This window comes from Tumebacillus sp. BK434 (genome assembly GCF_004340785.1).
Lineage (GTDB): Bacteria > Bacillota > Bacilli > Tumebacillales > Tumebacillaceae > Tumebacillus_A.
Genome location: NZ_SLXS01000004.1, coordinates 40,529 through 61,409, shown reverse-complemented (window position 1 = coordinate 61,409; position 20,881 = coordinate 40,529). Strand labels below are relative to the sequence as shown.

The 20,881-nt window shown below is 46.9% G+C and carries 23 protein-coding genes and 1 tRNA gene; 5 read left to right on the top strand and 19 right to left on the bottom strand.

Going from position 1 to position 20,881, the window contains the following annotated elements:
- Window positions 1–76: 76 nt before the first annotated feature.
- The 7 genes from EV586_RS21130 to EV586_RS11985 all read right to left on the bottom strand — a co-directional run bounded on the left by EV586_RS21130 (window position 77) and on the right by EV586_RS11985 (window position 7,016).
- Window positions 77–253, bottom strand: coding sequence for a hypothetical protein (locus tag EV586_RS21130; protein WP_165898559.1), 177 nt, complete (start codon window positions 251–253; stop codon window positions 77–79).
- Between the two features lie 368 nt (window positions 254–621).
- Window positions 622–2,490 (bottom strand): DUF3732 domain-containing protein, encoded by a 1,869-nt coding sequence (locus EV586_RS12010; RefSeq protein ID WP_132945361.1) that lies wholly within the window; start codon window positions 2,488–2,490, stop codon window positions 622–624.
- Window positions 2,487–2,939 carry a three component ABC system middle component gene (locus tag EV586_RS12005; RefSeq protein WP_132945360.1) on the bottom strand — a complete coding sequence of 151 codons (453 nt, stop codon included), beginning with the start codon at window positions 2,937–2,939 and terminating at the stop codon, window positions 2,487–2,489. The genes EV586_RS12010 and EV586_RS12005 overlap by 4 nt, the downstream gene beginning before the upstream one ends.
- Complete coding sequence (locus EV586_RS12000; protein WP_132945359.1) at window positions 2,929–4,188, bottom strand: hypothetical protein; 1,260 nt, start codon at window positions 4,186–4,188, stop codon at window positions 2,929–2,931. The genes EV586_RS12005 and EV586_RS12000 overlap by 11 nt, the downstream gene beginning before the upstream one ends.
- Window positions 4,189–4,424: 236 nt before the next feature.
- On the bottom strand, window positions 4,425–4,967 hold the full coding sequence (locus EV586_RS11995; RefSeq protein WP_132945358.1) for a site-specific integrase: 543 nt from the start codon (window positions 4,965–4,967) through the stop codon (window positions 4,425–4,427).
- Between the two features lie 376 nt (window positions 4,968–5,343).
- Window positions 5,344–5,670: a hypothetical protein gene (locus EV586_RS11990; RefSeq protein WP_132945357.1), complete on the bottom strand. Its 327-nt coding sequence runs from the start codon at window positions 5,668–5,670 to the stop codon at window positions 5,344–5,346.
- A gap of 56 nt (window positions 5,671–5,726) precedes the next feature.
- Entirely contained in the window at window positions 5,727–7,016 is a 1,290-nt protein-coding gene (locus EV586_RS11985) for a helix-turn-helix domain-containing protein (RefSeq protein WP_165898558.1), read from the bottom strand.
- Window positions 7,017–7,194: 178 nt separating this feature from the next.
- On the opposite strand from EV586_RS11985, the gene EV586_RS11980 reads away from it, so the two are divergent.
- Window positions 7,195–8,490 carry a helix-turn-helix transcriptional regulator gene (locus EV586_RS11980; RefSeq protein ID WP_132945355.1) on the top strand — a complete coding sequence of 432 codons (1,296 nt, stop codon included), beginning with the start codon at window positions 7,195–7,197 and terminating at the stop codon, window positions 8,488–8,490.
- Window positions 8,491–8,941: 451 nt separating this feature from the next.
- Here EV586_RS11980 and EV586_RS11975 read toward each other — a convergent pair whose 3' ends face one another.
- From EV586_RS11975 to EV586_RS11955, 6 genes are all read right to left on the bottom strand, one after another.
- Complete coding sequence (locus tag EV586_RS11975; protein ID WP_132945354.1) at window positions 8,942–9,757, bottom strand: hypothetical protein; 816 nt, start codon at window positions 9,755–9,757, stop codon at window positions 8,942–8,944.
- Between the two features lie 479 nt (window positions 9,758–10,236).
- Window positions 10,237–10,554, bottom strand: a complete 318-nt coding sequence (locus EV586_RS21500; protein ID WP_243653029.1) for a tyrosine-type recombinase/integrase — start codon at window positions 10,552–10,554, stop codon at window positions 10,237–10,239.
- A gap of 70 nt (window positions 10,555–10,624) precedes the next feature.
- Window positions 10,625–11,056 (bottom strand): tyrosine-type recombinase/integrase, encoded by a 432-nt coding sequence (locus EV586_RS21495; protein WP_243653028.1) that lies wholly within the window; start codon window positions 11,054–11,056, stop codon window positions 10,625–10,627.
- 311 nt (window positions 11,057–11,367) lie between these two features.
- Window positions 11,368–11,464: transfer RNA gene (locus tag EV586_RS11965), tRNA-Sec, on the bottom strand.
- 118 nt (window positions 11,465–11,582) lie between these two features.
- Window positions 11,583–12,044 carry a cupin domain-containing protein gene (locus EV586_RS11960; RefSeq protein WP_132945353.1) on the bottom strand — a complete coding sequence of 154 codons (462 nt, stop codon included), beginning with the start codon at window positions 12,042–12,044 and terminating at the stop codon, window positions 11,583–11,585.
- Between the two features lie 78 nt (window positions 12,045–12,122).
- A complete protein-coding gene (locus EV586_RS11955; RefSeq protein WP_132945352.1) occupies window positions 12,123–13,043 on the bottom strand; it encodes a DMT family transporter in 921 nt (306 codons plus the stop codon).
- Between the two features lie 110 nt (window positions 13,044–13,153).
- On the opposite strand from EV586_RS11955, the gene pdxR reads away from it, so the two are divergent.
- The gene (pdxR, locus tag EV586_RS11950; protein ID WP_132945351.1) at window positions 13,154–14,704 is read left to right on the top strand and encodes a MocR-like pyridoxine biosynthesis transcription factor PdxR; all 1,551 of its coding nucleotides are present in this window, start codon (window positions 13,154–13,156) and stop codon (window positions 14,702–14,704) included.
- A 142-nt stretch (window positions 14,705–14,846) separates the two neighbouring features.
- Here the strand turns inward: pdxR and EV586_RS11945 are convergent, their stop codons facing one another.
- The 4 genes from EV586_RS11945 to EV586_RS11930 form a co-directional block, all read right to left on the bottom strand.
- A complete protein-coding gene (locus EV586_RS11945; protein WP_132945350.1) occupies window positions 14,847–15,410 on the bottom strand; it encodes a nitroreductase family protein in 564 nt (187 codons plus the stop codon).
- Between the two features lie 114 nt (window positions 15,411–15,524).
- Entirely contained in the window at window positions 15,525–16,730 is a 1,206-nt protein-coding gene (locus EV586_RS11940; protein WP_132945349.1) for a Bcr/CflA family multidrug efflux MFS transporter, read from the bottom strand.
- Between the two features lie 178 nt (window positions 16,731–16,908).
- Window positions 16,909–17,334: a GNAT family N-acetyltransferase gene (locus tag EV586_RS11935; RefSeq protein ID WP_165898557.1), complete on the bottom strand. Its 426-nt coding sequence runs from the start codon at window positions 17,332–17,334 to the stop codon at window positions 16,909–16,911.
- A gap of 231 nt (window positions 17,335–17,565) precedes the next feature.
- Entirely contained in the window at window positions 17,566–17,745 is a 180-nt protein-coding gene (locus EV586_RS11930; RefSeq protein ID WP_132945347.1) for a hypothetical protein, read from the bottom strand.
- 131 nt (window positions 17,746–17,876) lie between these two features.
- On the opposite strand from EV586_RS11930, the gene phnD reads away from it, so the two are divergent.
- Genes phnD through EV586_RS11915 form a run of 3 tightly spaced genes read left to right on the top strand, consistent with a single transcriptional unit; the run spans window position 17,877 to window position 20,036 of the window.
- Window positions 17,877–18,785 (top strand): phosphate/phosphite/phosphonate ABC transporter substrate-binding protein, encoded by a 909-nt coding sequence (gene phnD, locus EV586_RS11925; protein WP_132945346.1) that lies wholly within the window; start codon window positions 17,877–17,879, stop codon window positions 18,783–18,785.
- 45 nt (window positions 18,786–18,830) lie between these two features.
- Window positions 18,831–19,601, top strand: coding sequence for a phosphonate ABC transporter, permease protein PhnE (gene phnE / locus EV586_RS11920; protein ID WP_132945345.1), 771 nt, complete (start codon window positions 18,831–18,833; stop codon window positions 19,599–19,601).
- Window positions 19,602–19,631: 30 nt separating this feature from the next.
- On the top strand, window positions 19,632–20,036 hold the full coding sequence (locus tag EV586_RS11915; RefSeq protein ID WP_132945344.1) for a DUF2203 domain-containing protein: 405 nt from the start codon (window positions 19,632–19,634) through the stop codon (window positions 20,034–20,036).
- A gap of 46 nt (window positions 20,037–20,082) precedes the next feature.
- Here EV586_RS11915 and EV586_RS11910 read toward each other — a convergent pair whose 3' ends face one another.
- Complete coding sequence (locus EV586_RS11910; RefSeq protein WP_132945343.1) at window positions 20,083–20,325, bottom strand: hypothetical protein; 243 nt, start codon at window positions 20,323–20,325, stop codon at window positions 20,083–20,085.
- A gap of 89 nt (window positions 20,326–20,414) precedes the next feature.
- Window positions 20,415–20,864, bottom strand: a complete 450-nt coding sequence (gene dtd / locus EV586_RS11905; protein ID WP_132945342.1) for a D-aminoacyl-tRNA deacylase — start codon at window positions 20,862–20,864, stop codon at window positions 20,415–20,417.
- Between the last annotated feature and the right edge of the window lie 17 nt (window positions 20,865–20,881).

Here is a 20,881-nt window from a genome sequence, read left to right as displayed (position 1 = left end):
ACCTGACTAACTCATGGTCGATTCTCGAAATTAAAAACCGCATCCAATATGGACACGGCATCTTATTCTGGCGGAGCTATTCTACTATCCTAACTTCCACCTTGATTATTGTGCTTTTCTGGTCTGAATCGTTGACCACAAGGCTCGCAGCAGTCTCGGTGCGAAAAATTGTAGCCCCAATAAGTCCAGATTTTCCATCATGTGCATAGTAAGTACCGTTTTCGTACTTTACAACATATCCATAGTCGTTCATAGACTAATTTCCTCCCTTGAAACTCAATATTTTGAGAAACATCACTATATAAATTTGTCGTTAGATACCCATACGGTTTTCAAGACCGCCCCGTTATGACCACTTCGGTACCTCTCCGCGTGTGAGGCCGAGAGGTCAGTTATAGCAAGGATTTTTGGCGTTTGGGACTTGTTAGTCATGGCGTATCGTGCGTAAAGCCCTAGCGAACTCTACTACAAATTTACTATGAGTTGCGCCGTTTATCAAGGTCATTCTCCCATTTTCTATAATACTAATATCAACTGGGGAACTATGATAATGAGTGATTCGGAAAACAAAAACCGCATCCATAATGGACACGGTTAAGTATAACAAACTTCATCACCCGTTTATAAATTAATCAATTTATTTCCATTTTTTCTAAACTCTTCCACCAAGACAATATTCTCTAATTTTGCCTCGGTCCAAACATTCTCTGGAATATGCTCCAAAACTATCATTTGAAAATTAACACCATGCTTGTTGATTTCATCGATGAAATGATTCAGCAATCTGAACACAGTTGTTATTTTCTCTCTATCATCATTTTTTATATCCTCCCAAGATGCCTCACTACCTCTGATTTCCCTTTTAGCCTCTCCATAATAAGGACGACTCGGTTGATCGAGCAATAAAAACCTTGGAACGTAAGGTATTTGTTGAATAACCATTAATTCGTGCAACCCAAGAAATAGGCAAATATGCATAAACAGGTGATTGGAACTACTGCCAACATGTGAAGGAACAAGTGTGTTTGGTTTTCTAAGCTGTAATCGTTTCCCTTTATAATCAAATGAAGATCTATAGCGATTATATGTGTCTAATGCACCTTCATCTGATGCTTTATCCAAATATTTTTGAATTAGTTCATTGAGCAACAACAATACTCTACTTCGTGCTTCATCCCGATCAATATACTTTTCTTTCAATTCTTTCTGATCCTCAATTATTGACAGAATCTGCTGATCGACGCTTGTATCTAATTTTTTGGAAGTCACGGAATTCAATCTCCCGCGTACCTCTGCGATAAATAGTATTTTTTCCAAAAGCGAAGTAGATCCTGGATTGCTTTGTGGGTATCTCAAAATAATTTTTTCTAGCTCATCAAATCTTATTTGTAGTTCTTGCAGCTCGTCATCTAAATTTTGTTCAATAGGAGTCCTTTTACGCAAGGACTTCTTTAATGAACGGTACTCTTTATCAAGAGATAAAATAAATTGTCTAACATCGGGAGACTCGATTAATTCAAGAAAGTTCTCTTTCAGATATTGGATTGGCCTCAGACTATCTAAATTATCCGCTTCAGACTCCTTATATTTAGTATAATCTTGTTTGTATTTCTGTATTATTTTTATTCTTCTTGCAATCGATATCCGTTCCATTCTAATCTCTTCTAAATCATTCAATTCGGTTGTTACTTTCTGTGCATTAAAGTCCTTTGACACTAATTGAAGATCAAACAAATCCTCCTCATACGTTTTGTTATTTTCTGGAATTAGATTAAATTCCTTTGCTTTAGCGATCATATCTTCTAGATTAGAACTTTCCATATCGAGTTCTTGTGACTTCTTTCTATTTTCCAATTTATTTATTTCTCTTTGCAAGTTATCGATCTTCTCTTTAATGAGTATATTCTCGACTGACTCAATCCCTGTTGCCAGATCGAAGACCCTCTCAAGTGCTTCTCTATATTTAGGTTCAGCCATTTTATCAAAGAACTGCTCACTATGTGAAATCGTATCTCCAGATTGAGAGTTAAATAGCAAGAAATATCGAAGTGATATTTTTGAACCCGCCCTTATATGTTTACCTCCATAAGGAATTATCGTATCACTGGAAATAGAAAATTCTGATTCAATAATTTTTTTAAGTAGTTTTTCTTGAATATTCTTTTCGGGTGACTTCGGAATTACCCCACTTCCTGAAAAGTAATAATCTTGAGAAACCTTTCTAAAAGCATCAAATTTCTTCCTAGCTAGAGTTAATTCTTTGCTGCCAATAGAAAAATGCATCCCATACCAATCTACATATTCATTTATTTCCTCTTCGGAAATTTTTGTCTCACTTGAAAATAATATATAATCAATTATCTCGAAAATTGCTGTTTTACCCGTTTCACTATCCCCAGTAATTACATTCACCTTATTAGGCATAAATTCCAAGATGCGTTGTTCGCCGTTAGAAAGCCAAAGAATCAATTTGCTTATGCAAAAGTTCATAATTTCACCCTCAATTGTAAGTATAGATTTCCCGTCTCTTCTTTCATTATCATCGCCAGTTTCTCAGATGCCATAATGATATTCGTTATTCGATTTCCAATGTTTGTATTAATATCAAACTTAGACTCAGTATTATACCTAACCATTCCGTCATCCACATTGATAACTCCTATTTCAGCTAAAACCAGAAGTGAATTTAATGAGATCGGTAATAATGATCTAAATCGATCATCAAAGTTAATAAAGTACCCACCTTTTTTAACCAATAGTTCCTCTAAACTACGTACACCAGTGCTACGCTTTTTTAAAAAGTTTGTTGTTGGATTATGGAGCAATAACGGCAAAAAGAGCATCGTTTTTCCAATACTACTGCTTTTTAAATGCTTCATTACGGAAGCAATAGCTATCGCACCTATAGCTTCATTGTTATATATGTAATTACCTCCCATCTTCTTTATACCTCTTCTTCCAATCATAGACCCATCCTAATTCTAATCGGTCTGATAACATATAATATTTCCCATTGCTGAATTTAATATCAAATTCTGTGTCCTCATCCAATCTAAGTCTGACTTTCCTAACTTGATGCAAGCACTTTCTGGCATTCACAATATTAATTTTTTCAAAATCACGATCCTTGGTTCGATAGAGATCTTTAGTGTCAAAATGAGCCTCCTTATGAGCGTTTCTCCATTCTAATTTACTATTACTTATAAAGTCCTCCATTTTTTCATTAGTTATCTCATAATTTCTTTGCCACTGTTCAATATTTGTTTTTGCGTGCAACATAATTGATGTATATTCTCTCATTTCATCAATATCTGATTCATCAAGATCGTCAATATCTATCAACTGTTTAATAAAATTTTGCTCTTGTACATTTCCATCAAAAAAAGCTTCCAAGCGACGTACTGGCAACTTGTTTACCCTTCCAAGACAAAAATGTGGTGTATATTTTCTATGAAATTCATCAAAAGTAATAAGCACTTTTTTTCTTTCTTTTATGATTTTGTATATCTCCTCTCTTAATCTGCTATTTATAGAATGAAATACTGTCTCAACACCATTTTCAGGCACAAAATTTCCTTTAATTGACTTTTTGATTCTTTCAATTAAGTCATCTACTCCAAGATCAAATTCAATGCCCGCAGCGAATAACTTGATCCAGTTGTCTTGCTGGGCAAATAACTCCTCAATATATGTTTTTATATCTACTTGATCAGTTCCCTCGGACAGTTGAGTGAGATAGCTACGTAATTTATGTATGGTAATTACTCCACATTTAAAGTCATCAATCACATCAAAGAACTTGTTCCTTCTACCGATTGACTTATTGGAAACTAAAACGAATTTAGTTTTTTTCAAAAATTCTTCTTGGGCAGAAGCATCCGCTCTCCCTTCATTACTATCGTTAGTAATATTAACCCAGTTGTGAATAGTTTTCCAAATATCACTATCTCTTTCTTTTAGGCTGATAACATCTCCTTTGGTATTTGTACGAACAGAATGTTTAAGCTGAATAAGTATTAATTTATTTCCCATCTCAAGATGTACGTCATCTTTTACCTCCATCCCAATTTTTTCATCAGTATCTTTGAGTTGCAATAATTGATCAAAAAAATAGTAATATTGATACTCAAAACCAATCAATTTATCATCAGCCGCTGTAGAATCTGCAAATGATCTATTTTTTGCCAAAAGAAACACCTCCCATAGAGAACAGTATATAACATTTTCAATGTATATAATGCTCTTTCTATTATAGCAAGGAATTGACTAACCCGGTATGATGAATAAACTTAACTACATAAATTTGTCACAAATAGAAAATCATCCAGGTCGTGGAAATGCAATTGCTTATCCTATAATGTACATCAGTAAGTCCTTAATGGATGTTTTCTCACCCCCTATACAAAAACCACCCTCACGGATGGTTATAGTCTGAAATCTTCAATTGATGCGTCCATTTCATCTTGTTCGATACCTATGTAACGAAGTGTCACGGACGGTGCGGAGTGATTAAAGAGTTTCTGCAGCATGGCAACGTCTTTGTTCTGTTTGTAGTGATGGTAGCCGAATGTCTTCCTCATGGTATGAGTCCCGATCTCTTCCACCCCGACCTTCTCAGCAGCAGCGTTCAGGATTCGATATGCCTGTACCCTCGAAATTGCTTTGTCACCCTTCCTAGATGGGAATAACCATGCTTCATCGTCCATCCTCTCAATATACTCGTCAATGCACTCACGCAAAGCCCCGTTGATTCTAAATCTCTTGTCTTTGTCTGTCTTACTCTCTTTGATGGTGATGTGTGTTTGATTGCGTACATTCTTAACCTTCAAGGTGAGCTCATCACTTACACGTAATCCTGTATTGATCCCAAGGACAAACAGAAACCAGTCACGAAGCGATTGTTTTCTGAGTACCTTCTTCATCTCGTCGATCTGCTTTTTGTCTCGAATTGGCTGTACGAGTTCCATATATATACCCCTTTTTCATACGTTTTGTTACATTCAATGTAACTCGATCATACGATATGTAACATTTATAAGCAACAAAAATTTCCAAAACTGATAAAACCCTTATATATCAAGGGCTGGCGTCATTTTCCTGAATGTTACTCTTTTCTTATTGTGTTACATTCAAGATGTGACGCGCTTTTGAAATCGCATTCGGTAGAATCCCTATTTCTCTACGATCTAAGCCCAAAACAGCCTTAAAACGCCCCAATTTATCGGAATCGGTGAAAAACAAATTACTCCAAACAGATGTGTTCTTTTGCTACTTTTGACCTCTTATCCGATCACCACCCTGCAAAATAGAAAAGGCAACCCCCTCGGGTCGCCCAATAGCCGCTCATGTATCCTTGCTCAAACTTTGCAAATGCTCCTTCGCCATCTTCTCTGTCTCCGCTTCAAACTCATGCCCACACCATACCCAACCACCTTGTCTCGTCTTGCTCTTATACAAGTATCCCCAGATGCCATTCACTCCAATCATTGCCCCAACTCGCTCCCACAATGCGCCGTCTGATAATCCTTCTACTTCGAAAATACTCTCTTCAAGTTTGGCCATGGCTTGATAGAAATTTTGTGCTTCCACTCGATGACCGCGAAAGTACCAACGATCATGGCGATTCTTGTGGATGAACAGGTAGCCTGCTGCATTTCCTACCCGCACCATTGTCCGGGAATACCTCTCCCAATGCTGCCGCTCGTACACACCCATAAATTGGACTTTCAAAGCACGATCCCACGCTGCTCCAATTGTCCTGTCATATACGTGTGAAGCAGCTCCATCCGCTCGAATGCTTCCCGGTGCTCCCCCTTTTCATTCAGATACCGGCACATGTGTAGCGTTACCTCTTCAAGCTCCGCAAACTTGCCATGTCGCTTATAAATCTTGACCGCATTATCGAGATGCCGTTTGCCTTTCTCCTCATCTTCACGGTGAAAATAGACAAACGACAGAACACGGTGGACTTGCCCCATAGTAGGGGAAGTATCCGAGAGACTCATTCTTGCTTTTTCAGCGTAAGCCCAGGATTCATCAATTTCGCCATTCTCAGAACAGATGAGCGCGATGTCAGCGAAGACTTCACCAGCTTTTGATTTGTCACCGATCTGCTCATACTGCTCTGCAAGGTTCAACAGTTTTTGGACACTCACTTTCCAATCGCTCTTCTCACGCTGCAGCATGATCAAACGATGTTTCATTTCTCGTTTCTGTTCGGCATTCGCTTGTTCTTGCAGAAGCACGGTTGCTTTCATTGCATATTCTTCTGCTTGCTCAAACTTCTTTTGCCGATCATAAACCTCTGCCAAGCGGAGAAAAGTCTTCCCTCGATCTTCACCGTTATACGGATTGAGCAACAATGCCTTCTCGTAATACTCGGCCGCCTCCGCAACCTTTCCGACCCGCTCATGGAGACTGGCTAACTGAATGAGAATCTTCGCTTGATTATCTGCGTCGATCTCTTCTACCTTTTGTAATTCATTCCAAGCCCGGTTCGTGTGGAAAAGAGCGATTGGATATTCATTTTTCAACTCCGCGACTTTCCCAAGCAGCAACAACACTTCAACGTGTAAATGATCGTTCCGTTCCGTGAAGCAGATTTGATCCAACTGTTGTAAGACCTTTTCAGCTTCAAGGACATTACCTAACTCAACGAGGCAGCGTGTAAGTTCCAACAGCAACGATTCTCTTTGTATTCTGTGCTGTTGACTTTCCAAGAGGTCATTCAACAACGGGACGGCTGTTTGGAACTCATTCCCTCGAATCATTCCCATTGCCAACTTGTACTTACTTGAAAACTCAAGATCCAGATTCACCTCTTGTAAGAGATGTTCAAGAGGAACATCGAGTCTAGTTGCCAGCGCAACCAGAGTTTTGTAAGAAGGTCGCGCCCTGTCACTTTCAATTTGGGAGATAAGCGATGGAGTACATAAGCCAGAAGCAAGCTCAATTTGAGTGATTCCTTTTTTAAGTCGTATTTCTCGAATTCTTTGCCCAAGAGACGATATGTTCAAATTCAACACTCCCATCTTCGTCATTGCGACTTGATTATAGAAGTGTTCGTTTGATTACATCAATTCTTGATGTAAAGTATTAACCGATAGAGAGTTACAGAAATTTGTATACTTCATTGCTGATTTATGACAAGATCTGTATAATATTCAATAAAGTCCAGTAAATTGGGTGATATAGATGAATGAATCATTAGGTCAAAGACTACGGAGACTTAGAAAAGAACGAAACTTATCACAAACCGACCTTGGGAATCTGGTTGGGGTAACGATCTCGTGGATTAGTACAATTGAACAGGATCGTGCAATGCCATCTGCAGATCTTCTAAATAAGATTGCTGATGCCTTTTTGATTCCAATAAAAGAATTGCTTCAAGATGAAGACAAAAACATGGAATTGCACGCCCGGATCAAACTTGTTGAGCTGCTTATAGAAAAGAATCAGCCAGCCGAAGCAGAGGAACTGATCGTTAAGCTACAGAATGAATTGGTTTCCGAATATGATAAGTTAAGATTATCGGTTTTTCTTGCTGACTGTAAATATCAACAAGGACGTTTTCAAGAAGCTCTGTCTATTTTGCAACCAATGATTCAGAGTCTTGAGTCTTCCAATTTTCACGACGCAAATTTACTGGCATGGATCAGAAACAAGATCGGCAACAATTATACCGAATTGCAAGAAACCGAAGAAGCACTTTACAACTACAAACGCGCCTACGATTATATAAACCGGTTCATTGAATTTGATCATCTCGCTGCCTACATTTCATTCAATGTAGGGTTAACCTTACGAAAAAAAGGGTGTATTCGTGAATCCCTCCCGTACATTGAAAAGGCAGGGGCGTATTACGAAAAAATCAATGACATAAGAAAACTAGCCGATGCATTATATGTATTAGGTATTGCGTACAAAAACACAGATGACTTTCAAAGGGCATCTGAATTCTTTGATCAGGCAAAGACCTTATATCAAACTCTGAACAACAATTCATTGTTTAGTCGTGTTCAGGTGACAATGGCTGCATCTATCACCTACAAAGAGAATCCAGACCAAGCAATTCAGGATCTAATTCAGTGTGCAAACCAATTTGAATTGGACAATTATCATGCAGGAGTGGTTTTTGTTTATGCTAAAATTGCAGAAATCCATCTGCTTACCGAACAAGTTGAAGAAGCGTATGAGTATCTTTGCCAAGCGCAACACATAGCATCATCAATTGAAATATCTACAACGCTTGAATTAGGGGAACTATATGCTGTTTTCGCAAAATACCACTACAAAATTCAGAATTATATTCAAGCCCAAGAACTCGCTATAAAATCTTCTAACATATTTGCTATAATAGGTTTTGTGAGAGATCAAGCTGCTGCCCTCCAAATTGCCGTTGACGCCTGTCGTAAGATCGGGAATTTAGAAGAAGCTCTTGACTTGCAAAGCAAAAGAAGTGATCTTTTTGAATCCTTAGCAAGGGAGTAGAGAGTCGAAATGAAAAAGATCCTGGCACTATTAGTGTTATGTGCATTTGTTGTTCTCGTCAGCAATGGAAGTAATCTTTCAAACGTTGCAGCAGACCTCGACCCAAAGCCACACGGGATTATTTCTAATTCTTGAACTTGAAGTAGTAATCTTGCACCCCTATGGGTGCATTTTTTGTTTCCTATGAAATCGCCATTTCATTTGATAACAGTAGAACTGTCTCTCATACCCTATCTCAGAGCCCCGTATATGCCCTGTATCGCATTATTGAGTGGAGGGGCTATACTTTGTCAGGGGTGAATTTAAAAATCGAATACAAGGCAAAAATTGGTCATCTTCGATGCGAGCTGCTGCTGGGCATATGTCAGTATGCTGAAAATCTTGACCGTAGCTACTGAATCTATATTTACCGCGCCAGATATGAAAAAAGGAATGGCATTTTGCCACTCCCCTACTCCCATAGAGTTGAAAGGTCAATCCTTTCATCATTTGTATCTTCATTCTGATTTCGAACTCGTTCATTGACTTGCTGATTGATCCTTTGAAATTCGATTATTTGCTTCAATTTTCTTTCTGGATTACCAAAGTATTCATCATATGCCCGATTATTGGCTTCTGCTTCTTTTAGCATACGATCAATAAATTTCTTTCCTGCTTCAGTTTGACGTATGGCTTCGATCCGCTTTTCTGCATGGCTTATCTGCTTCTCATCGTCAGTCTGTAGATAATACTCAAAATCCTTAACACTTAGTTTAGCATCCCGATCATACCAATTGTGTTCTGGCTCATCATCCTTCTCTTCGCTGTTGATAGTTTCAAATTGTGAACTTTCCGCCTTGATATTTCCCGAATTTACAGAGTATTTATTTTTCTCTCTTCGAGGCAATCCTTCATCGTTAATGAAAAACTTCCCTTGTATTATCTGTATCAGTCCCTCTGTCTCCATTTCAGAAATAATATTTTTGGCATGAGTAACAGAGCAAATAAGTACATCAGCAAGCTCATAATACGAAATGCTTCGCTTAGTTTTTGTAATATAACAGAGGATCATGTACTTCTCGGAATTGTCAGTCATCCGAGAGTATGCAACTGGAATTTTTTCATAACCATCAACTTTTGGAAAAGAAATGTCGAGCCGCTTGTCTTTTTTTAAATCAAGATAAGTACATACGATGTGGCCTCTCGTAATCAGGCATTCCAAGGCTTGCAGGATATAGTTTCGATTGTCTTGACCTTTCTTGACAAACTTTATTTCCGATTCAATCAAACTTAGGTTAGTCTTTGTTGTATCTGTAAGATAAGTCCTCCCTTGGTATAGATGAGCATACAAGTACAACGCATGAGAGGATAGCTTATCTGTACCGTAAAACGAATTTGGAATAGGGACTATAATATTGTTTGCTCATGATGTGTTTTTCCTTTCCTAAAAAAACAAGACTCCAATTCTTTGTAGTAGTTTTCTTTGCTAATAGTTTTCTTTGTTAACAGTATATATTAGGGTGATATTTTACCGAAAAATTATCTCAACTGGTACTATAGACACCGCTAATAATTGCGAAAAGGGTTATTTCCCACCTCTTCGATGAATGACATCAATCCCTTCCTAGATATGACTTGGTGAATCATATGATACAACAGATATATAGATTTGTAAAATATCACTTTATGTATAGTCAATAGTTTTTTATTCGACTTTTTATTCCCTCTCAAAAACAAAAAGCAGGTCAGATTGACCCGCATTCTGGACTATAATCTTATGTTTTTTAACGGCGAAAATATATTATGCTGCCGTTTCACGTCCGCACTGGTCATCTGGATATATTTCCTGACCATCGACATGTCCGTGTGACCCAGAATCTTTTGCAAACTAAACGGGTCGCCTCCATTGAGGATATAAAACAAGGCTCCCGTATGCCGAAAAGTATGAGGAGATACTCGTTTATTTCGAATACCAGCCAGTTCCCCGTATTCCGACAATCTCCTCCTCCACGAATTAGGCAAAATCGAAGTTCCACTATACGACAGAAATAATAACTCTTCCGCAAAGTCCTCTGATTCACTCATGTAATCTGCTAATAGCTTGCTTGTGGGACAGTCCTTAGCACGTCGAGATTTTGTTTCATGGGCTTCGAGCTTAATTTATATTGACATTGCTTCGCTTGAGGGCGACAAGCTCCGATATTCGAGCCATCGTGTCCAATAGCGTGCAGATCATCACGAAGTCACGAAATCCTGCAAATGTTGAAGTGTCTACCTTATCGAGAAGTGCCTTGACCTCTGCGGTGGTAAACGATTCAAGCGTGTCTTCTTCGGTTTTAAGCAGCTTGATTTTTTCATGTAACGGTGATTGAATGTAGCCTTCTACAAAGGCGAAGCGTATAAACGCCCTCATTGTTCTGATCCTCACGTTTGCCGTTACAGGGGAAAGACCCTTGTCATGGATCATCCAGTCGATATAGGCTCTGAACAGATCGGCAGTGATGTCTTCCTTGGCGATGTCACCGCCTAAGTACTCAAACAGGTATCTAAAATGTACCTCATAGTCTTCTAGGGTTACCTGTGCCAAGCCCTCCGTCCTTTTCTGCGACATTTATCTTTCGAACATTTCGACCAGCGATAACTCTCCCACGAAAGAACGGTCATTTGTGGTGGTGGGAGTTCTTGCAACCTTGCGTTTCGTCTTCGCTCCAAACATTAAAATAACCCCCTATGATTGTCATAGAGAGTTACGAACAGACCCGATTTAGCGATTGGACACACCCGAACACCCAAATAGGTCACACTCGGACTGCATCAAATTCGCGTAAAATACTAGTGTGTTTTCCAAGTCAAGAAAAACGCGATACCTAGCAAGTTCCCTTGCCCTACTTACATTTTTGGCGGAAGCACGTGGGAATCGAACCCACCCAGCCGGGTCCACCGGCCGCGCTCGGTTTTGAAGACCGGGAGAGACACCAGTACTCCATCTGCTTCCATATGAGAATAGAATCATTATAACCTAAGATCGGCTGACTTCAAACCCCTTTTTTGCTGGTATGTTTAACAAAGGGGAGGAAAACAGAAACACCCCTCCCCGCCAAAATCACCAAAAACTACGCCTCTTCACCCGGCCACGTCACCTTCGGCTCGACGATCTTCCCATCCTTCAGCGTATACTGCCCCAAGCTGCCTTGCTTCGCTTGAATCACAATATAGTGCAGTTCCTCCGTCGAGTTGTTCCGCCACGCCCGCACACCTTCTGTGCCCACGCGAATCGCAGTCCCTTCGCGAACGTCAATCACTTCGCCATCGATCAAAAACTGCCCTTGCCCTTTGATAAAAATATAAAGCTCTTCATTCTCCACATGCTTATGCGAATACGGAATTCCCGTGCCGGGGAACATCTTTCCGAAGCTGACTTCCATTCCGGTCAACCCGAGCAGGTCGTTCAAAAACAGCTTACCCGGGAACTGATACGGGCCGACTTCGAATTTATACTTCCCCAGCTCCGTAAACGGACCGGCATCGACCAGTGTATAGTGGGTGCCTTTTTTCGCTTCCAGTTCGTTAGACATGTGCGAAACGCTCCTTTGTCGTACGAGAATGTTGGAACCAGCAACAGAATAGCATACCCGCTTCCCCGCATCTGTAACTCAGCTGACGAAACTCCGGTCCTTCCGCCCCTGCATATCCTGCATCAGCTTCTTCCAGTCCACCCAGTTCACAATCGCCACCGCGGCCAGCACGATCACGCCGCCCAGCGCTGACAGCACGGTGAACGACTCGCCCATCCACAGCGCGCCGACGATCATCGCGACGACCGGCGACACGTAGCTCCATGTCGAGGCGAGCAGCGGGCTGGTTTTCGCGGTCAACAGATAATATAGCCCCCAGCCCAAGATTGAACCGACAAAAATTAAGAACAGCAGCGACCCGAAGGCGCCCCACGGGTCGGTCACCTCTGTGAACGACTCTCCGCGCACCGCCGCTGCGAGCAGCAGACCTGCGCTGCCAAACAGCATCTGAAACCCGTTCGCCACCCAGGGCGACACGCCCGCGGCAAACAGCTTCCGCGTCTCCAGCGCGCCCCACGCGCAGACCGTCTGGGACAGAGCTGCGATCACGACAGCCGTCACCACGATGCTGCTCGTCTCCACCGTCCCTTTGCCAACGATCAAATACACGCCCAAGATCCCCAGCAGCAGTCCGCTCAGCTGCGTCAGATGCAACTTTTGCCGCAACTGCAGTGCCCCGAGCAGACACACCATCATCGGCGTTCCGGCGTTGATCAGTGCGGCCAGGTTGGACGGAATATACTGTTCTGCCCAGTACATGACACCGAACAACACTGTGGTCTGGCACACCCCCACTTTCGCCATCTGCCAATACAGGTGCGTCTGCCGCGGAAATTTGTGCTTGCGCCACGCCAAAAACGCCAGCACCAACAACCCAGCACACGAAAACCGTAGCCCTGCAAACAATAAAGGCGGCCCGCCTGCAACAATCCCTACTTTTATCGCCAGAAAGGTCGTGCCAAAGATCAAACAGATCAGGACATAGAAAAACACATACATCCCATTTCACCCCAAACCGTTATAGTGTGTTATACTGACACCAAGGAAATTACCACGGAACACACCATAACAGTCAACGGCATTTTAGAACACTTCAGGAGGCTCCCACTATGCAGATCGAGCTGCAGCGTCAAACTGGCCTGTCTTATGTGCAACAGATCAAATCGGCCATCGCCGAGCGCATCCGCTCCGGCTTGTTAGAAGAGGGCAGCACCCTGCCATCTGTCCGCCAGCTCGCCAAACAGCTCTCCGTCAGCCTGATGACCGTCGTCCAAGCGTATGACGAGCTTGAAAAAAGCGGATTGATCGAACGCATCCAAGGCAAGGGCACCTATGTAAAAACACACCTCACCACCCTTTTTGAACATCCATCAGACGACTCTCCCCTCGGGCACGAGAAGCAGAACGCAAACTCATCGCGCCAACGCCAAGCCCATGCCAACTACCAGTGGCAGTTCGCCGTCACCGACTACCTGCCCCGCGCTCAAGTCTGGAACTTCGAACCGCACGGCCCGTTTCCCGGCGGCATCAACCTGTCGACGGCAATCATCGATCCGGACTTGCTGCCACACGCCGAGCTCAACAAGGAGCTGGAAAAAGCCCTCCGCGAGTCTCCGCATCTCCTGACCCGCTACGGACCGATCGAGGGAGATCTCGAACTTCGCACGGAGATGGCCCGCTACCACAAGGAGCGCGGCATGAACGTCACCGCCGAGGACGTTCTGATCACCAGCGGCGTGCAGCAAGGCATCGACCTCGTCGCGCGCTGTTTTGTCGGCAAAGGCGATGTCGTCATCGTTGAAGCCCCGACCTACCCTTCTGCGCTCGATGTCTTTCGCGGACGCGGGGCGACGATCATCCCGGTCCCGGTGGACAGCGAAGGGATGCGCCTCGACATCCTGACCGCGCTGTGCGACGTGCATCCGCCGAAGATCATCTACACCATCCCGACCTATCACAACCCGACCGGCACGGTGATGAGCCTGCGCCGCCGTCAGCAACTGCTGGAGATCGCGGAGAGCTACCACAGCCTGATCATCGAAGACAACCCGTGGGGCGACTTGAGCTTTGAAGCTTCACCTCCGCCGCCCTCGCTGATGCAGCTGGAAACGGACGGCCATGTCATCCATCTGAGCGGGTTCAGCAAAACGATCGGTCCCGGCTGTCGCATCGCCTGCCTGCTCGCCAAAGGCACCGTCCTCAAACGGTTGATCGGCGCGAAATCGACGGTCGACTTAGGCTCCCCGCTGCTCACTCAGCGCGCGGTGCTGGCCTACCTCCGCTCCAAACACGCCAAAACGTTTCCGAAGCAGCTCTCCCAAGCCCTGCTCACGAAGCTCCAAGCCGTGCTCACCGCTTTGGAGCAGTATGCCCCGCCAGGCGTACGCTGGACGGTGCCGCTCGGCGGGGTCAACATCTGGATCACGTTGCCGGAACGCCTGCGCGCCGAAGACCTGCTCGCCGCCTCCCGCGCCCAAGGTATCTCCTTCCTGCTCGGGTCGGCCTGCTATCCGGGCGAGCCGGAGTTCAACCACCTGCGCATCTCCTTTGCCAACGCCAAAAAAGAGGAGCTGCATCGCGCCGTGCGTACACTTTGCGAGACGATCTCCTCTCTCTTGCAACAGCCGCGTGATCGTTGGGGACAGGAACCAATCCTCTGATCCTGTCTCAACCACTCTCGCACAACTGTGATTCATTTCTTGACCGTTGCCAAACGTCAGCTTTCCACCTCTGCATCCCTGCCAGAATCGCAGGCTCCATGCAACTCGATCTTACATATCGTTCGCTACCTTTGGCCTGATTTTACTCCGCAATCACCGTCAGCAGCTCTTCAACGCCTTTTCTCGGACGGGCTTCCGGCATGTGGTCCGGGTAGCCGACATGGAGACTGCCGACGATCTTTTCGCCCGGTTGGACGCCGAGCGCTTCACGAAACGCCGGCTGGTGCAGCAAGCCGTAGGTCTCCCAGACCATGCCGATGCCTTGCTCCCACGCGAGCAGGCTGAAGTTGTGGATCAGACAGGCGGTCGATGCGTAGTCCTCTTCCCGCGTCGCCAGCTGCGTGTCCTCTTTCATCAGCACGGCGACAAACATCGGCACGCCCATCAGCTTGTCGTAAATCTTCTGCCCGATCGCCTGTTTCTTCTCCGGATCGGTCTCGCGCTTCTCGTTCACCGCGCGGGCAACCTCGGCGAGTTTCTTGCGACCTTCACCGTGGACGATCACAAAGCGCCATGGCTGGGTCATCTTGTGGTTCGGCACCCACACTGCCGTATCGAGCATCTCTTTGACCAGTTCCAGCGACACCGGGCGGTCTTCAAAACGGTGGATCGAACGTCTTGCTTTCATCAACTGCGCCAATTGCATGTATGATTCCTCCAATATAATGAGAATGATTATCATTGTCGTAACAACAGTATATCACCGTACGCTGGAAAAAAGAAAGAGCTCACGAGCGAACTCGTGAGCTTTTTCCTCACTTTATGCTTTTTTCCGGGCCAACAGGTAGCAGACCACCGCGCCGACTTCGGCCACCGCGATGATCACGCCCATCGGAATGGCCGTCTCGCTGCCGCCGATGCCGACCAAAGGCGCGACCAGCCCGCCGATGATAAACGTCAGCACCCCGAGCAGCGCCGAAGCGGTGCCGGCCGCATGGCCCTGGTCCTGCATCGCCAGCGAAAAACTGGTCGTGTTCACGATCCCGACACTGGCGACGACAAAGAACAACGGCACCAGCACCGCCCACAGGCCAGCCTCCATCAGCAAGGCGGCCAGCAGAACCATGCCGCCGAGGAAAGCCAAGGCAAGCCCCGTGACCAGCAACTTCGTATCGCTGACCCGGCCGGACAGCCGACCGGTCACCTGCCCGGCGATGATGATCCCCAGCCCGTTCATGGCAAAGATCAAGCTAAAAGTTTGCGGCGTCACGCCATAGATGTCCTGCAGGACAAAAGGCGACCCGGAGATGTAGGCAAACATCGCCGCCGTCACCAGCCCGGAAGCCAGTGCGTAGCCCATAAAGACGCGGTTCTTCGCCAGCTCGCGGAACGTTTTCATCGTGCTCTGAAACCCGCCCGTCACACGGCGATCCGGCGCCAGCGTCTCCGGCATCCCGAACAGGACCAGCACCAGCATCACCACGCCGATCAACCCGAGGACGAGGAACACGCCTTCCCACGAGGTAAAGCGCATCAGCTGCCCGCCAAAGATCGGAGCCAGAATCGGCGCCGCTCCGTTGATCAGCATCAGGAGCGAGAAAAACTTGGTCAGCTCCGTCCCCGAATACATATCGCGCACGATCGCCCGCGAGATCACAATCCCCGCCGCCCCGGCCACGCCTTGGATGAACCGCAAGATCACCAGCACCCCTACCGATGTCGCCATCGCGCAAGCAAACGACGAGAGCGCATAGACCAACAGCCCGATCAGCAGCGGCAGGCGCCGCCCGCGCACATCGCTGACCGGCCCTGCGACCAGCTGTCCCAGCGCCAGACCGAGCAGACACGCCGTCAAGCTCAGCTGCACCATTGATGCGCTGGTGCTCAGATCATCGGCCAGCGCGGGCAGTGCAGGCAGATACATGTCGAGCGACAATGGTCCAAACGCCGACAGCGACCCCAAGATCACCGCCATCCAATACCTACGCGTCCGTGCAGGTGAGGCCACAATCTCCGTACCTTTCATCTCCAACAACTCCATCTTCAAAATACTTGTTGCAACAACTATTCGCTAAAATACGCATAATACCTTTCTCGCTATTCTACACAATACCACTCCCGAAAAGAGTAACCGCCCTGACAAATGATCAAAAAGAGTTCTCGACCCGCACGAGGTGAGAACTCTTTTCAGCCGCCTTGCTTCCCTACAGCCACTTCATGTAATGATAATGCGTGTGGCCGTCCGGGAAGTTTTCGATCTTGCCGAATACTTCATAGCCGTGCTTCTTGTAAAACTCGGGCGCTTGAAAGGAGATCGTGTCCAGTTCGATCAGACGCGCGCCTTTCTCCCTCGCCAACCGCTCCATCTCCTGCAAGAGACGGCTGCCCTGCCCTTGACCGCGCAAGTTTTCATGCAGCCAGAGGATCTCGATCTTCAATCTCCGCCAGTACAGCATGCCGACCAGACCGCCGACGACCGCGCCGGCTTCATCGCGCAGCACCAGCGAGAAATTTTCTTCCGGTGCCTGCAGGTCTTCCGGCGCGATATTTTGCTTGTTGAAATCGACCAGATTGCGGATCACCTCGCGGGCCGCCTCTTGATTCCACTCTGTCTCCAACTTCAAAGTCATCGTTCGCTCACTCCCCATGGTTTGATTTGGCGATCGCTGCGGAGCTCTCTTCGATCGAATGCACTTGGCGCTTCGCCCTTTGGGACATTGATTAAACATAAATTTAGCTAAAAGTAAACCAACCGCTTGTTCCCGATTCAATTGTAGCTCTATTATAAGCTGTACTGATTGTTCCGACAATCAATTTTTCCAGAAAAAAACACCGCCTCGTTCTGCAGGCGGTGTTAGGGGTTATTGCTGCTTTTTCTTGCGGTTCGGGGTGAGGTCGGGCTTCAGCGCCTGCACCATGTTGTCCCAGATCGTCATGTCCTCTTCGCCGGGCACCGACATGTCATACGGGACGTTGACGTCTTGGCCCATCATCACATCTTCGGTCGGAAACCGGCTCTTGCCGTTCTGTTGCTCTGCCATTGTATGCAACCTCCTTACGTGAGCAATTCCTTCACTAGGATCGCCCAAGAGGCACTCGTTTGATTCGCCTGACCACTTTTCGGTATAATCACTTGTGGAGAGTTACCCCATGATGGGAATGGAGGAGCAAGATGAAAAGAAAAAACACCTTGTCGCTGCTGCTGATGCTGGTGATGGCGCTTGTGATCGTCGGATGCGGCGGCACGACCGAGCCGAAACAAGAAGAAAAAAACGGCCAAAGCGCAACACCGACCACGCTCAGCGTCGGTCTGATCCCGGCAGAGACGAAGATTTCGGCGGAAACGCTGGAAAAATTCCGCGCCTACTTAGAACAAGAGACCGGCCTGAAAGTGACGATGAACAACTATCCGGACTACAACGGCGTCGTCGAGGCGCTCAACTTTAACAAGCTTGATGTGGCCTACCTCGGTCCGCTGACGTACGTCATCGCCCACAAAAAAGGCGGCGCTCAAGCGATCGTGGCAAAAACGGCAAAAGGCGTGCCGTTCTATTATTCGTACATCCTGGTACATAAAGACTCGAAATACAACACGCTGGAAGACCTGATCGCCGACAAGCAAAACGTCGATTTTGCGTTTGGCGATCCGAACTCGACCTCCGGCTCGCTGATCCCGGGCATGGAATTGAAAGCGCGCGGCGTCTACCGCGGCAAGCAAGACTCCGATTTCAAAAGCATCACCTTCACCATGGCGCATGATGTGACGGCGCTGTCGATTCAGAACAAAAAAGTGACCGCCGGTGCGATCGACTCCGCCTATTTTGACAAGCTGGTCGAAAAAGGTACCGTTGACGGCACCCAGTTTAAGAAGATCTGGCAGTCGGAAAAACTGTTCCAATACCCGTTTGTCGTGAAAAAAGACATGGATGCAGCGACGATCGAAAAGCTGCAGACCGCTTTCCTGAACCTGAAAGACAAAGAGATTCTCGATGCCTTCGCAGCGGACGGCTTTGTAAAAGCAACACATCAAGACTACGAAGCGATCGAAAAAGCGGCCGAGGCGGATGGCCGTCTCAAATAAACGGTTGCACGGTATCGGCCGCGAATAATCGGACGGTGATTTCAAATGTCCTACTTTTGGCGGAAAAGAGTGCGGCGAATGGTGTCATTCGCCGTGCTCTTCGCGCTTCTTGTGTGGAGCATGTTCGCCACGGGCGTCGACCTCAGGCAGTTGCTGGGGCTTGGCAGCACGTGGAGCTTTATCGCCGGCCAGTGGTTCCCGCCGCAGTGGGATGTCCTGCAGGAGGCGCTGAAACAATCGCTGTTGACCTTGCAGATCGCCTTCGTCGGGACGACGTTCGGCTTGCTGTTTGCACTGCCCTTGTCCTTTGTGGCGGCGCGCAATACGCCGCTGCCACAGGCGGTGCACGGGCTGGTGCGCACGTTTCTGAGCTTTCTGCGCTCCGTACCGGAGATCGTCTGGGGCTTGATTCTGGTGCCGACGATCGGGCTGGGCCCGTTTGGCGGCGTGCTGGCGATCATGCTGCACAACATCGGGGTGCTTGGCAAACTGATCGCCGAAATGATCGAAGCGTCCGACAAAGAGCCGCAGCAAGCGATCATCGCCACCGGAGGCAACCGCTTGCACGTGTTGGGACTGGCGATTCTCCCGGATATTATCCCGCACATCTTTTCACAATACTTTTATCGGATGGAAGTGGCGACCCGCACCTCGCTTGTGCTCGGCTTCATCGGCGCAGGGGGGCTTGGCAACATGCTGTTTATCGATTTTAAAGTGTTTGCCTACCAGGCGGTGGCCGTGGAAGTTCTTGTGATCATGCTGCTCGTCATTCTGATCGATACGGTCGGCAGCTTTGTCCGCAGACGCATGCTGTAGTTTTTTGAAGGAGAAAGGAGCGGACCCTCCATGACCGCGAAACGCTATTTTACGGTGCAGGAAGCGAATGCGCTGGTGCCGGAACTGGAGTCTCTGCTGCGCGAACTGCAAGGAATGAAGCGCGAGATTCAGCGCCGCCACCAACAGCTGCAAGAGGCGAAGCTTCAATTTGCCGGCAATGTGTCGGCGAGCGGGGATGCGTTTTTCGCAGAAGAGGCGGAGCTGGAATTCCTGCTCTTCAGCGCCAACTCGCTTTTGGGTCAGATCCAAGGCACCGGCGTGGAGATCAAAGACATCGACACCGGGCTGTGCGACTTCTATGCACTGCGCGGCGGCGAAGAAGTTCTCTTGTGCTGGCGGCTGGGCGAGGCGGAGATTCGCTATTGGCACGGACTTTATGAAGGCTTTATCGGCAGACGGCCGATCGATTTTTAACATGTACAAAACAGCCGGGACTCCGCAGAGGAGCCCGGCTGTTTCTTTATCCGCGCACAGTTTTGATCTTCAGTTTGGTGATGCGCCCGACCGGCACTTTCAGTTGCGCGAGGCGCAGCCCTTCGTGTTTCAGATCGTCGACGATCAGATGGCGAAAATATACATAGTCCACTTCCAGCGTATCTTTTTGCCCGTCCAGCAAGTCCTGCAGCCCGCTGCGCAGTGCCTCGTCGAGAAACAGTTCCAGCTTGAGCTCTTTGATCTTCGTCTTCCCGCTTGTCTCAGCCACGAAACACCCTCCTTTTTCACATACCTACTCCATACCGAAACAAAAAAGACCGCCGGGATCGGCAGTCTGTAGGTTCAGATCAGGAATGATTATAAGGTGCGCTTGCTTTCCAAGAGCAGGGTGACCGGGCCGTCATTGACCAGCTCGACGTCCATCATGGCGCCAAACACGCCCGTTTCCACCTGTACGCCATGCTGGCGTAACTTGTCATTCAACGCTTCATATAATTGATTTGCATCATCGGGCTTGGCCGCCTCCATAAAGTTGGGACGGCGCCCTTTGCGGCAATCTCCATACAAGGTGAACTGCGAGACGGACAGCAAAGCGCCGCCGATGTCGAGCAAGGACAGGTTCATCTTGCCTGCTTCGTCTTCGAACACACGCAGATTGACCACTTTGTCGACTAAGTACTCAACATCTGCCATCGTGTCGTCGTGCGTGACGCCGACGAGCAAGACGAAGCCGCGTCCGATGCTGCCCGTCACTTGACCGTCGACCGTGACTTGGCCGCGGGAGACCCGCTGGACTACGATTCTCATCAGATAACGCCTCCTGC